The organism is Photobacterium halotolerans DSM 18316, from assembly GCF_000425165.1.
GTDB classification, from domain to species: Bacteria; Pseudomonadota; Gammaproteobacteria; order Enterobacterales; family Vibrionaceae; genus Photobacterium; species Photobacterium halotolerans.
On record NZ_AULG01000016.1, the window covers coordinates 34,493 to 48,643 of the forward strand.

The window sequence follows — 14,151 nt, forward strand, 5'->3', positions numbered from 1 at the left end:
TGAGTATGCTGAGGGAAGAGGCCCGGCTACCGGGCCTCAGCAGGGTCGGACTTACTCGTTAATACCTTTAGTGCCGCGTTTCGCCAGGTACTTATCCCAGTAGAAATCATCAGCATTGGCTTTGGTGACGATGGAGAAACCGTTGTCGACAAACGGCACGCTCATTGGGTTATACCCGGCACGGTCATGGTCGTTCATCGGATCGATCAGGCCAGGGTGCGCCGCCATATACAGCAGCATCATGCCCATATAACCCTGCATCCCCTGGTTCGGGTTCACCGCACCGAAGATTTCACCCTGTTTGATCATGTCGAGGATCTTGGCGTTCACGTCGGCATTGAACACACGGATTTTACCGCCCAGCTCTTTGGCTGCCTGTGCCGCCCCCATGGCAGAGGTTGCTTCCGGCATGAACACTGCGCCCAGATTCGGGTGCGCCTGCGCTATGGTCATCAGAGAGTTATAGGCTTTGGTGGCATCGGTATTACTGGCCGCACGGGAAACCAGCTTCATGTCAGGCCATTTTGATTTCATACGGGCAATAAAGGCGCTCACGCGTCTGTCGTGGTTGTCCTGGCCCGGGTTCTCCAGCACTGCGTACTCACCTTTACCGCCCATGTCTTCCGCCACGGCATCGGCGGCGAACTTACCTTCCTGATAGTTATCAGAGGTAATAAAGGACACGCGCTTACTGTTCGGTGAATCCGCGGCAAAGGTCACAACAGGAATACCCATTTCTGCTGCCCGGTTAATAGGTTCAATAAAGGGATCCGGGTTCATGGGGTGCAGCAGGATCCCTGCCGGTTTCTTGGCCAGAATCTGCTCAAATGACGCAAGCTGTTTATTCACATCATATTCCGGCGTGCCGGTATAGACAGTTTTACAGCCCATTGAACGTGCTGCTTCTTTCATCATTTCATAGACAGGGAACCAGTACTCGACACCGGATACCATTACGTTCATGTAATAGGTTTCACCCGGCTTACACTTAAACGGCGTCGGCGCTTTGGTTTCAGCCATGGCTGGTGAGGTAGCGGATAGAATGGACAGTGCAACAGTGGCGGTAGCCATCTGAAGCGTTTTCTTCATGACACGTAACTTGCTCATCCCACTCTCCTTTGTTTGGGGGATTACGAACTTTCAACCTACTGCCACCAGCTTGTGATACCGCGACCAAGCTTCAGATTGAGAAATAAACCAGTGAATGAAATATTTTTGCTCTCCGTGAAAGATGTTTAATGGATGTTAAAGATATTTCATTTGAGTTAAATTTATGCACAAAATTCGATCACGTCAAATCAAATTGATAACAAACGTCTCATTTTGTCGCAATAATCACGATTCCTGTCTAACTCTACCTTGACCTGTGAGGTGCAACATAACGCGCGTCTAATGGCTAACATGCTGATAACTGGTCATTTATTAACAAAACTCACAATAAAAACAGTCGGATCAGTCCTGATCCACGACAAAAAAGTGATAGTGGTAAAGCGTGAAGCACCTCACTTTTTATTTTCATTCCACCGGATGTTCAGACCAAGTCATGTCACAAAACACTACCATCGCCTCAGCGAACTGATTACACTGACAATCGTTTTTGTTAACACACATGTCAGGATGTATATGTTGGATTTCACCCTACTAAGCGCATTTATCCCTACTTTTTTCTTTGTTTCGATTACACCTGGTATGTGCATGACACTCGCCATGACACTGGGGATGAGCATTGGTGTTAAACGCGCACTCTGGATGATGATGGGTGAACTGCTCGGTGTGGCCCTGGTCGCCATTGCGGCTGTAATGGGCGTTGCCACCGTCATGCTGAACTATCCTCAGCTTTTCAGTGCCCTCAAATGGGTGGGTGGTGCTTACCTGTTCTGGCTGGGCATCAACATGTGGCGTAACAGGGGTAAAATGTCACTGAACCTGGAAACGCCCACAGTGACACAACGCGGACAGCTCATTTCTCAGGGATTCATCACGGCCATTGCCAACCCTAAAGGGTGGGCCTTTATGATCTCCCTGCTGCCACCTTTCATTAACATTAATTTGCCAATGGCACCCCAAATGGCCGGGCTGCTGACTATCATTCTGATGACAGAGTTTGCTGCCTTACTGGTTTACGCCAATGGCGGCAAGAGCCTGCGTCTGTTCCTGAGCAGGGGGGACAACCTGCGTTATCTCAATCGCATTGCCGGGACTTTGATGATGGGTGTGGGTGTCTGGCTGGCGCTGGGCTGAACCAGATAAAAGACGGGTATCAAGAATAATGCCGACATTTGTTCGGCATTTTTTATACCTTTTTTCGTCAATAATTCGTCATCCTCCGCTAATCCCCTGAAATGCATCGTTAAAATCTAACCGGTTAAACGTCTTATCATGATTTTCCAGTATTTTTTGTGACAAAAATCACTTTCAATTAAGCAACGATGTGCACTACAATTTGCGGTCTGTCAAAAAACACAAAAAAAAAGGAAAAAAATGTGTTGTGATAAGCCAAATTTAATGAGATTGAAACGTTCCATCTGGCAACGATTAACCTGTAAAGCCATCTACCTTTGCAAGAACTGCAATAAAAAAAGAAAAATTTAACAGTACAACCAGCCTGACCTTTCTAATTTCTCCACTAGAGCCTGTGCACTGTACCAGCAATGGGAGCAAAGCTCCCATTAACGCCGGTTCAGTACGTCCTTTTCTGCTTTCCCAGCCTAGCCACTCCATACTTAATCCTTTGTTTACCCAGTGTAAAAAAAGCAAAAAACCGCTACACAAAGTCAACATTACGTCACGGTGTCGTCAGCTTTATGTCACCAATAAAACCAATGTGATATCTGTCACACTGATAAGCAAGAGTACCGCTTACACTGCCCGGCATCAGTCACTGTTGAAAGATCAGGGGGAACAATGTGTTGCGATAATCCAATGCTATACCGAGTAAAACGAACACTATGGGAAAGGTTTACCTGTCGTGCAATCTACCGCTGCAAGACATGCAATACGAAAATGAAAGTGTGATTAAAGATGACAGATGGCGGCCCTGCGACTTGTAACGCTGAACACCATCAACCGCAGCAGCAGATGCTATGTTTGAAACATGGTGGTAAAACACTGCTGAGGCCAATATGCGCTTCCTGCCTGCTTGCTTACTGGCACTGACATTAACAAGTTGTTCGCTCACAGACGAATTTAGCCCCAACACGGTCAATGGCGTGCCCAATGTCAGTGTCACCGAATCAAAAAATGCACGTAAGCATTTAGCCTCCGCGACCAGGTTGTTTACAGCCGTGAGGGAATTACCTTCGCTGGACTGCTGCGATGAATTACCCGTGCTTTTTACCCTCTCCAGCGATGATGTGATCCTCGAATTATCTTCCGGCCGCAGTTTCGTCAAACTGATAAAACTCACCCCTCAGCTCAGGCGGCAAGATCTGACGCTGACGAGCCTCGTCAGCCAGACCGTCTTAGCCCCGCAAGTGCAGTTTTATACCGAAGATTTCCTGTTGATTGACAGCCTGACAGCATACCGCTACCGCCCATTCTCTTATCGGGAGCCGGACAGACTCGAAATCACCCTGCCGCTCAGCCAGTACCATCCCCCGGTTCACTATATGCTGGTTTACACCAGCCAGAGCGAAATGGATACCTACACCCTCTTACTGGACATTGAATCCAAGTATGATCGCAGCCTTGGTCTGGATATCATGCCCCGCCCCTGGTTCATTGCCCCGCACGCACCCACCGGAACGCTGATTTTGAACCGTGCGACGAAATAACCGTTACCGACACAAGAAAAAGCCAGTCAGCAAAACCGACTGGCTCCTTGTCTCGGAGGGATGTCAGAGAGCAAACCGGTTAGGTTAACCACTTACCCTATACGCTCAACCTGAGCACGGCTCAGCATCCTCCAGTCCTGTGGCAACACGCGTGTATTACCTGTCACACTGACGGTAGCCGTCAGTACAATGTCTGAACTGGAACGGCCAATCATCAGATCAAATTCGCCCGGCTCAACCACTCGCTGATGCTGGTTATTGGTAAAGTTCAGCATATCTACCGGCACGGTGAAGTACACACGGACTGTCTCTCCGGCGGCAATATCAACACGCTCAAACCCTTTAAGTTCACGAATCGGTCTGACCTGAGAAGCCAGCTTATCCCGGACATATAACTGCACCACTTCGCAGCCGTCCCGTTGCCCTGTATTGACCACATCGACTGACAGGGTAATTTCACCGCTAATATCCACTTCCTGAGTCTGCAACTGCAGATTACGGTAGCCGAATCCGGTATAAGTCAGGCCGTACCCAAAGTTATACTTCGAACCAAAGTGATACGGTATCGGCGTGCCGCCGCTTTTCAGCTTATGGTTATAGTAATAAGGTACTGCCCCGACGTTTTTGGGAATAGACAAGGTCAGACGCCCCGACGGCGATACTGCACCGCTAAGAATATCGCCGATCGCGTCGGCCCCTTCCTGGCCAGGTGCCCAGCCGTAAAGCACAGCTGCCGCCTTACTCTCCCAGCCATTGAGATTATAAGGACGACCGCCCGTGATCAGGACAACTGTCGGTGTGCCTGTATTAATGACAGCTTCCACCAGCGCCTGCTGCACGCCAGGTAAATCAAGCTTTGCGGCATCTGAGCCCTCACCGACTGTGCCAGTCTGGAACAGACCCGCAAGATCCCCCACACACACTACAGCCACTTCCGCTTTTTCCGCTTCAGCAACCGCTTCAGCAATCTGAGAACGATCCGTCGACACCGGCGATTCCTGCATCTGGCCCAAGGCAAGGTCGACATCACCAGGAAAAACCGGTGCACCTGCGTGGCGCTTCGTCAAAATGTCGCAACCTTTGGCATATCCGCTCACGTTCAAACGTTCAGTGATCGCTTGCTTCAACGTTTTAGCGACCTTTGTTTCACCCTCGACGCTACTGAGAATCAGGTGCACAGGAAAACTGTAGCCACCCAATAGCGCCAGCTGGTCGTCGGCTGTCGGCCCGATCACGGCGACTGACTGCTTTTGCGACAATGGCAAAATGCCTTTATTTTCAGTCATAACAACAGATTGAACGGCGACCTGATAAGCCACGGCTTTAACACTGTCCTGCTGCAGCCGGATCGCTGCGACATCTGTATAGGGATTTTCAAACAGCCCGAGGGCAAATTTTACCGACAGAATGCGACTGACAATTTCATCAATTTTAGCTTCAGACAACAGGTTACGGTTAACCGCCTCTTTCACCGACCGGGCACACAAGTCATCCGGGAGCTCTATATCCAGACCTGCATTAAATGCCAATGCCGCCGCTTCAGCGCGATCAGCTGCAACCGCATGATGCGAGGCCAGCAAATCAACCCCGCCGTAATCCGCAACAATCAGGCCGTCAAACCCCCACTGTTCACGTAATACAGTCGTAAGAAGGAAATGGGAGGCATGGCAGGGCTCATTATCAATATCGTGATAAGCGGGCATGACTGACCCCGCATTACCTAATTTGACAGCCATTTCAAACGGCAGCATAAAGGTATCATTCAATTCTTTGAAACCCAGATGCACAGGTGCATGATTACGCGCGCCCTCGCTGAATGAATGGCCAACATAGTGCTTCAGTGTGGCCAGTACATCTCTGTCTTTACCCTGTAACCCCTGAACATAGCGAGTTGCCAGAACACCAGCATGGTAGGGATCTTCCCCCAACACCTCTTCTGTGCGTCCCCAGCGCACATCACGGGACACGTCCAGCACAGGCGATAAGCCCTGGTGCGCCCCTGCCTGACGAATTTCCTGGCCAATCGCTTGCCCGGCCTGCTCGATCAGCGCCGGATTCCAGGTATGCCCATAGTTCAGCGATGACGGAAACAGCGTTGCTCCCTGGGCCATCAACCCCACCAGGCATTCCTCGTGTGACATGGCCGGTATCCCTAACCGTGTTTCTTCAACCAGGAAGTGTTGTAACGCATTCAGCGCCTCAACACCGGCTTTCGCGTCAACTGAGTGCGTCCCCAGCGGCCGGGTGATCTGTCCCAGACCGAACTGCAAACGCGATTTGATATCTGCCCGCACCGCATCACCGGTGAATTCCATTTCCCGTTCTTGATGATCCCCTTGCGGATCGAGAATCAGCCATTGTGCATGCATCTGAGCAATTTTCTCGTCCAGTGTCATCTGGCTGAGCAGGTCTTGTGTTCGTTCCTCAATGGAATAAGAAGGGTTCTTATAGATACTCATGCATTCACCCTAGTTCTGCGTTATGTACTTTGACTGTGGCGTCTTGCACTGTTTTTGCATCCAGTGTCAGCAGCGCTTTAATTTGTTTAAGCTTTTGGCTGTCGAGTTCGTAAAAAGCCATAACGACAGCCAGCAGCGCAAAAATCACACCGGGAAAAACCGTGTAAAGGAGATTGATCCAAACAACCGCTTCTGCCGACTGGCTTTCCGCGCCACCGACATAACCAACAGCCGCCAGAATCCAGCCGACCATTGCCCCGCCGATTGCGATGCCTAATTTGATAGCAAACAGATTGGTCGAAAAGATCATGCCACCCAGTGCCCGATTACTGCGGGTTTTCTCATAATCCACTACATCGCTCATCATGCTCCACAGCAAAGGCGTGGTGCTCATCTGCACAACCCCCAGCAGGATAACCAAAGCAAACACCATAGCCACATTGCTTGGTTCGACCAGAAATAACGCTGCTGACAGCAAGCCCGACAATACAATCAGTACCCGATACGTTTTCACCTTATCAAATCGTCCCAGCACAGGAGCAGAACCGATAGCACCGACAATATTTGCCAGCATGCCGGTTACCATAAATAAAGTGGCGATATCCGGACGCTCCATCACGTTATTGACGTAATACATGGTAGAGGCCCCCTTCAGCACAACACCGGTCAGCAGCAACACGTTGAGCACAAACAGCACCCGCCATTGGGTGTTTTTCCATAGGATTTTCATGTCGGCAAATACCGACTGCTGGACTTCGTTTGCTGCCGGTAAGCAACGCTCTTTGGTGTTCGAAAAACTGTAGAAGAACAGGCCGACAGCGCCCAGACCCATCACCGCCATGGCTCCCAGATAGCCCAACTGTTTGTTGCCGCCACCAATAATATCAACCAGCGGCAGAGCAATCAGTGCCACCACTAATCCCCCCGCCGTACTCAGCGCAAAGCGGTAAGATTGCAACGATGTACGCTCCTTTGAATCATTGGTCAGGGCATTTGCCATCGCGCAGTAAGGGACATTAATCGCCGTATACATCAGCGTCAGAAAAATATACGACACATAGGCATAAATAATTTTGCCGGTTTCCCCGACATCCGGGGTATAAAAAGTCGCCGTACAGGCAATACCGAATGGCACTGCCACCCAGGCAAGATAAGGACGGTAACGTCCGAAACGGCTTTGGGTCCGGTCGGCAATCGACCCCATCACTGGGTCTGTGACCGCATCAATCACACGCACCAGCAGAAACATGGTGCCCATGTGGGCAGGAGACAATCCATAAATATCAGTATAAAAATAAGCGAGGAATAACATTACCGTCTGCCAGACAAAATTACAGCCGGTGTCACCCAGACCGTAGGCAATCTTTTCCTTTGCCGTTAGCTTTATCGTTTCCATTTTTTTCTCCAGAGGTACAGGTCATTTATTTTTTTAATCTCCTCTTTATTGTTATGAATTATTCTCCCAAATCAATTTATGCAAAATGATATCATTTTTACGATATTTCACATGTGTGAACCAAATTGTATTTCCACTACTACCCGCTGCTTACAGTTATTAAATATCAATCAGTTAAACATCATTAAACAGATAATCACAGAACTGTTAATTTCTATTTCGGGAGCCAGAGCACATTAGTTAAATCCGTGAAATTCACTGTTAAATTTCATAATTGCTGAGACACAAAAAAAAGCAAAAAATAGATATCGAACAGATCACCGACGTATATGGATGAAGACTATGACTGAATTTTTCAAAAACATCAGCAAGGTACAGTTTGAAGGAACTGAAACAACAAACCCGCTTGCATTCCGTCATTACAACCCGGATGAAGTTATTCTGGGTAAGACAATGAAAGATCACCTGCGCTTTGCTGCCTGCTACTGGCATAACTTCTGCTGGCCAGGTTCAGATGTGTTCGGTGCTGGCACTTTTGACCGTCCCTGGCATCAAGCCGGTGATGCGATGGAAATGGCCAAAATGAAAGCGGACGCCGCTTTTGAATTTTTTGCTAAACTCAACGTCCCTTTCTATTGTTTTCATGATGTTGACGTTGCCCCGGAAGGCAACTCCATTAAAGAATATGTCAATAATTTCACCGCAATGGTGGATGTGCTGGAAGCCAAGCAGGCCGAGACAGGGCTGAAATTGCTCTGGGGTACTGCCAATGCCTTCTCTAACCCTCGCTATATGAATGGTGCCGGTACCAATCCCAATCCAGAAGTCTTCGCCTACGCGGCAACCCAGATTTTTAATGCCATGAACGCGACCCAGCGACTGGGGGGTGAAAACTATGTGCTGTGGGGCGGGCGTGAAGGTTACGAAACGCTGCTGAATACTGATTTGCGTCAGGAACGTGAACAACTGGGTCGCCTGATGCAACTGGTGGTTGAGCATAAACACAAAACGGGTTTTAAAGGCACCATACTGATTGAGCCCAAACCGCAAGAACCCACCAAACATCAATACGATTACGACACAGCAACAGTATATGGTTTCCTTAAGCAGTTCGGCCTGGAAAACGAAATTAAGGTCAATATTGAAGCCAACCACGCCACACTGGCAGGCCACAGTTTCCATCACGAAGTGGCGACGGCGACCTCACTGGGCCTGTTTGGTTCTATTGACGCCAACCGCGGGGATGCGCAATTGGGCTGGGACACAGACCAGTTCCCGAACAGCGTGGAAGAAAATACACTGGTGATGTATGAAATCCTGAAAGCCGGTGGCTTCACCACAGGCGGTTTCAACTTCGATGCCCGCGTTCGTCGTCCGTCGATTGATGGCGAGGATTTGTTCCACGGCCACATTGGCGGCATGGACACCATGGCACTTTCCCTGAAACGGGCTGCCGCTATGATTGACAACGATCGACTGGCTGACCATGTCGCTCAGCGTTATGCCGGCTGGAACGGCGAACTCGGACAGCGAATCCTGCAGGGTAATCTGTCTCTGGCATCACTGGCCGACTTCGCGCTGACCAATGATATCCAGCCTCAACCAGTTTCCGGCAGGCAAGAGTACCTGGAAAACATAGTGAACGGCTTTATCTATAAATAACAACCTCTCGTGGTTTAATCTTGGCCGGGTATATCACCCGGCCTTTTTCATTCTGCAACCACGGGTTTACCCGACTGATTAGTACTGTGTCTGTTAATGCTGCCAACAGCAGCAGCCCCACTCTCGATTTAACATGATCTGACAAGCCGGCTGACCACTTGCCATTACCTGCAGTGCGCCGGTTAATCCGCTCGCAACTCAACCAAACCCGGCTCGCTATTACCTCCGGGGCGAAAGCCAAACAAAGAGCAAGAGCACCATTAACCATCTACTTCACATTCCCTGTCCCGCGCGAACAGGTGGCGACTGAAGCCGTGCCCAGAGACAAAAAAGCCCGCATGGCGGGCTTCAAAATCAGTATCACAGGTATTCAGAGATTACACATACTCAGCCTTGCCTTTCACTTCAGACGGCGTCCACACACTCTCTAACTGCTCCAGGGATTTTCCTTTCGTTTCCGGCACCCATCGGTAGACAAAATACACAGTGAAGATCCCCATCACCCCATAGAGCCAAAACGGAAACCCGCCGTTATAGGTCTGATATAACCAGCTGCTGTGGTCATTCATCATAGGGAAGGTCTGAGAAACAACAAAATTGGCAAACCACTGGGCGAAAACCGCAATAGACAACGCTTTTGAGCGCACACTGTTTGGGAAAATTTCAGAAAGCAGCACCCAGGTCACAGGACCAAGCGATAATGCAAAAGCGGCAATATAACCCAGAACAAACACCAGCAGATAACCGCCAATGGCATTCATATAAGCTGCCGTACCAATAGCTAACATACTGATCGCCATTATCCCTGCGCCAATCATCATTAATGGTCGGCGACCAAACCGGTCAACCGTAAAAATCGCGATGACGGTAAAGGTCAGATTCACCGCTCCCACCAGTATCGTCTGCAGCAACGCGATATCCATACTGGATTCACTGAAGCCTTTCAGTATTGTCGGCGCATAATAAAGAAACACATTAATACCCGTTACCTGCTGCAGAACACTGAGCATAATGCCGATTACAAGCACACCCAGCAGCCCTTTAGACACAATACCGCCAGTCGAATTTTCTTGCAGTGAAGCATGGATGTCCTGCCACTGGCTTTCTGTATCGGCACCTTTATTAACGGCTGTCAGCAATGTGCGGGCTTCCTCATAACGTCCCTGCATAGCCAGCCAGCGAGGCGTTTCAGGTACAGTAAAGAGTAACAGCAGAAAAATACCGGCAGGTACCACTTCAGAGCCAAACATCAGTCGCCAGCCCATCGTATTTAGCCAGACCTCAGAGCCCGACAGCGCAATACCGTAGTTGACGAAGTACACCACCAGCATGCCAAAAATAATGGCAAACTGATTACAGGACACCAGACTGCCACGGCGCTGCGGCGGCGCCACTTCGGCAATATACATAGGCGAGACCATTGAGGCGATCCCCACACCGACTCCGCCAAGCACCCGGTAAAGAATAAATACCCAGTAGTTTTCCGGAATTGCCGAACCGATGGCTGAGATCAAAAAAAGCAGGGCCGCAATGATCAGCGCACCACGTCGGCCATAACGGGCACTCAGTCCGCCGGCAAAAATGGCACCGATAACGCAACCAATCAAGGCAGAAGAGGCAGCAAAACCCAGCTCTGCCGCATCCAGTGAAAAGTAGGTTTGCAACGCTTCGGTTGCACCGGATATTACCGCGGTATCATAACCAAACAGTAATCCGCCCAGCGCAACCACCAATGTCAAATGCAGTACATTAGCAGGTTGTTTCATAATCAACTCCGTGTAGGTTTTATATTGGTATGTTCCACCTACATATTGTGAATACGGAGCAATGATTAATATTATGATAAATAAAACATACTTTATGTAATTTTACTTATGTGAAGACTGTCATTCATAATTCGGAAATAAAAAAGGCAGTAACTTACGCCCTGCCATTTTCACTACTAATAAGTTTGCTTATTAGAAAACAGATTGAAGTTTATGATAAATATTTTGATAGATTTTACGTTTTTTATTATAGAAATCCCGCATGTCGGTATTAGGGCTATGCCGCTGTACCAACTCGGGAACCGGGCAGATATCTGACAACGGCGCACCGTCTGTCACACCCAATTGGGCAAGACGGGCTGCCCCCAGTGCCGGACCGACATCCCCGCCAAGACGGTAAACCAGCGTATGACCCACAATATCAGCGAGCATCTGTCGCCAATACTCACTGCGTGCGCCGCCGCCAATCAGATTGATCTCTTCGGGAATATCTCCCGCACTGTGTAAAGCGTCAAACCCATCCGCAAAGGCGAACCCTACCCCTTCCAGAACGGCGCGGCACAGGTCAACCCCTTGTGTACTGTGGGTCATACCAAAGAAAACACCTTTAGCATTGGGATTATTATGCGGGGTTCTTTCTCCCGACAGATAAGGTAGGAATATCAGGGTTGAATCTGGCTCCGAGTTCGCCTGTACATCTTCCAGCATCGCCGGCACAGAATGATAACCTGTCAGCTCAGCAGCCCAATTGAGGCATGATGCGGCACTTAAAATCACAGACATGGTATGCCATGTCGAAGGCAGTGCATGACAAAAGCTGTGCAACGCTGACTCAGGATTGGATAAAAAACCATCACTCACGGAGAAATACACACCGGATGTTCCCAGTGACAGCATTGCCTGGCCCGGCTTAGTGATCCCGACACCAATCGCGCCAGCCGCATTGTCCCCGGCTCCTGCAACTACAGGGACACAGCGCATCCCCCACATTTCAGCAATCTCAGGCGATAAGGTCCCTGTCACTTCACTGCCTTCAAACAAGCACGGCATCTGTTTCCGGCTCAGACCAGTCGCTGCCAGCAGCTCATCATTCCAGTCACGCCTGGCCACATCCAGCCACAGTGTCCCTGCCGAGTCAGACAGATCTGAAGCTAAGTCACCCGTCATGCGAAAACGCAGATAGTCTTTGGGTAATAACACTGTCGCCACACGATTAAAATTGCCGGGCTCATGCTTTTTTAACCACAGCAGCTTCGGCGCATTGAAGCCAGGCATCATGATATTGCCAGTGATATCGCGACTGGCTGGCACCAAAGCTTCCAGTTCCTTACATTCCGCGAAACAACGGCCGTCATTCCACAAAATGGCCGGGCGAATGACCTCTCCCTGGATGTCCAGCAAGGTGGCACCATGCATTTGTCCGGCAAGCCCAACAGCCAAGACCTGTGACAGATCCATTTGCTGACGCAGACCATCCATCACTTCACATGTGGCTTGCCACCAGTCTTCGGGATGTTGTTCAGACCACAGCGGCTCAGGCCGCGATACCGATAAAGGTACTGTCTGGCTGGCCAATACTTTGCCTTTGCTATCCAACACAATTGCTTTTACCCCTGATGTCCCTAAATCAATACCAATAAACATGGCTACCTCTTCTCCTGTATCTGTGCCGTCATCTGCAATAGAGACGTACAAGCATGGTTTTCTCTATGCTCCTTTCACTGCAGAAAGTTCTCAATTACGTTTTTTCACACTCAAATTAACGGATTTCTTCTGTGTGGTACGGGTCACACAGTACCTGATAAGCCGCTGCTACACTCCAGTTACGTTTTTTGACAGGACATTAAACGAAGTATCACCATGAATAAACGCTATAGGATCACCCTGTTATTCAATGCCAATAAGGTGTACGACAGACAGGTTATCGAAGGGATCGGTGAGTATCTGCATGCAACCCAGTGTGACTGGGATATTTTCCTCGAAGAAGATTTCCGTGTGCATTTAGACAACATCAAAAACTGGGTAGGTGATGGCATTATTGCGGATCTCGACAACCCTGAAATTGAAGAAATCCTTAAAGAAATCAATATCCCGACAGTAGGTGTCGGGGGGTCTTACGAAAATGACCATGATTATCCGAACCTGCCTTATATCGCCACAGACAACGCGCAACTGGTCAACATGGCCTTCCAGCATCTCAGAGATAAAGGACTGGAAAACTTCGCTTTTTACGGGTTACCGCCCTGCCCCACGTCTCGTTGGGCTGCAGAGCGAGAGAAATCTTTCCGGCGGATTGTTAAAGAAGAAGGGTACGAAGGATTCATCTACCGCGGCAATGAAACATCTCCGCTGACCTGGCAATATGACATGAATCGCCTGGCAGACTGGCTGCAAAATCTGCCAACACCGACAGGAATTATTGCCGTAACGGATTCACGGGCCAGGCATCTGCTCCAGGTGTGCGATCATCTTAACCTGATGGTGCCGGATAAAATTGCTGTGATAGGCATTGATAATGAAGAGCTTGCACGCTATCTGACACGTGTTTCTCTCAGCTCTGTCGGACAAGGCTGTAAAAAGATGGGATATCAGGCTGCCAAGATGCTCCATCACATTTTGCTTCGTAAAGAACAACAGGACGCAGAAGATAGCCCCCGGCAGAATATAATCCGCCACAGCAAAGTGCTCATTCCGCCGACCCAGGTTTATGAACGCCAAAGTACAGACTTTCAGGCGCTGCGCGATCCTTATGTCATTCAGGCAATGCATTTCATTCGCCACAATGCAATCAAAGGTATCAAAGTCGATCAGGTGCTGAACTACGTCGGTGTTTCCCGTTCAAATCTGGAAACACGATTTAAAGAAGAACGTGGGCATTCTATCCATCAGGAAATCCACAACTCTAAGCTGAAGCGAGCCTGTAATCTGCTGCGCACCACAGAACTGCCAATCGCTGAAATCGCTTCTTTATGTGGCTACCCGTCCTTGCAGTACATGTACTCAGTGTTTAAAAAGAATTTCAATCTCACCCCTAAGGATTACCGCAAAGGGGAAGATCACGACACGGATATTAACTAACGCCAGTCACCTGACAG

General features: G+C 49.3%; 10 protein-coding genes. 4 read left to right on the forward strand and 6 right to left on the reverse strand.

What is annotated here, in order from left to right; genetic code table 11:
• Positions 1 to 51: 51 nt before the first annotated feature.
• Positions 52 to 1,107 carry a substrate-binding domain-containing protein gene (locus H511_RS0104195; protein ID WP_237582843.1) on the reverse strand — a complete coding sequence of 352 codons (1,056 nt, stop codon included), beginning with the start codon at positions 1,105 to 1,107 and terminating at the stop codon, positions 52 to 54.
• A gap of 519 nt (positions 1,108 to 1,626) precedes the next feature.
• Here H511_RS0104195 and H511_RS0104200 point away from each other — a divergent pair.
• Positions 1,627 to 2,241: a LysE family translocator gene (locus H511_RS0104200; RefSeq protein ID WP_211225185.1), complete on the forward strand. Its 615-nt coding sequence runs from the start codon at positions 1,627 to 1,629 to the stop codon at positions 2,239 to 2,241.
• 294 nt (positions 2,242 to 2,535) lie between these two features.
• Here the strand turns inward: H511_RS0104200 and H511_RS0104205 are convergent, their stop codons facing one another.
• Positions 2,536 to 2,721 carry a hypothetical protein gene (locus H511_RS0104205; protein WP_027251184.1) on the reverse strand — a complete coding sequence of 62 codons (186 nt, stop codon included), beginning with the start codon at positions 2,719 to 2,721 and terminating at the stop codon, positions 2,536 to 2,538.
• A 401-nt stretch (positions 2,722 to 3,122) separates the two neighbouring features.
• On the opposite strand from H511_RS0104205, the gene H511_RS0104210 reads away from it, so the two are divergent.
• Complete coding sequence (locus H511_RS0104210) at positions 3,123 to 3,773, forward strand: MalM family protein (protein ID WP_027251185.1); 651 nt, start codon at positions 3,123 to 3,125, stop codon at positions 3,771 to 3,773.
• A gap of 92 nt (positions 3,774 to 3,865) precedes the next feature.
• Here the strand turns inward: H511_RS0104210 and H511_RS0104215 are convergent, their stop codons facing one another.
• A complete protein-coding gene (locus tag H511_RS0104215) occupies positions 3,866 to 6,232 on the reverse strand; it encodes a glycoside hydrolase family 3 N-terminal domain-containing protein (RefSeq protein ID WP_027251186.1) in 2,367 nt (788 codons plus the stop codon).
• A gap of 4 nt (positions 6,233 to 6,236) precedes the next feature.
• Positions 6,237 to 7,628: a glycoside-pentoside-hexuronide (GPH):cation symporter gene (locus H511_RS0104220; protein ID WP_027251187.1), complete on the reverse strand. Its 1,392-nt coding sequence runs from the start codon at positions 7,626 to 7,628 to the stop codon at positions 6,237 to 6,239.
• A gap of 342 nt (positions 7,629 to 7,970) precedes the next feature.
• Between H511_RS0104220 and xylA the strand changes: the two genes are divergently transcribed.
• Entirely contained in the window at positions 7,971 to 9,290 is a 1,320-nt protein-coding gene (gene xylA / locus H511_RS0104225; protein ID WP_027251188.1) for a xylose isomerase, read from the forward strand.
• Between the two features lie 377 nt (positions 9,291 to 9,667).
• On the opposite strand, the gene H511_RS0104235 is transcribed toward xylA, so the two are convergent.
• Positions 9,668 to 11,056, reverse strand: coding sequence for a sugar porter family MFS transporter (locus H511_RS0104235; RefSeq protein WP_027251190.1), 1,389 nt, complete (start codon positions 11,054 to 11,056; stop codon positions 9,668 to 9,670).
• Positions 11,057 to 11,248: 192 nt separating this feature from the next.
• A complete protein-coding gene (gene xylB, locus H511_RS0104240; protein ID WP_027251191.1) occupies positions 11,249 to 12,700 on the reverse strand; it encodes a xylulokinase in 1,452 nt (483 codons plus the stop codon).
• 216 nt (positions 12,701 to 12,916) lie between these two features.
• Here xylB and H511_RS0104245 point away from each other — a divergent pair, with 216 nt between their 5' ends.
• Complete coding sequence (locus H511_RS0104245; protein ID WP_036758742.1) at positions 12,917 to 14,134, forward strand: XylR family transcriptional regulator; 1,218 nt, start codon at positions 12,917 to 12,919, stop codon at positions 14,132 to 14,134.
• Positions 14,135 to 14,151: the final 17 nt, after the last annotated feature.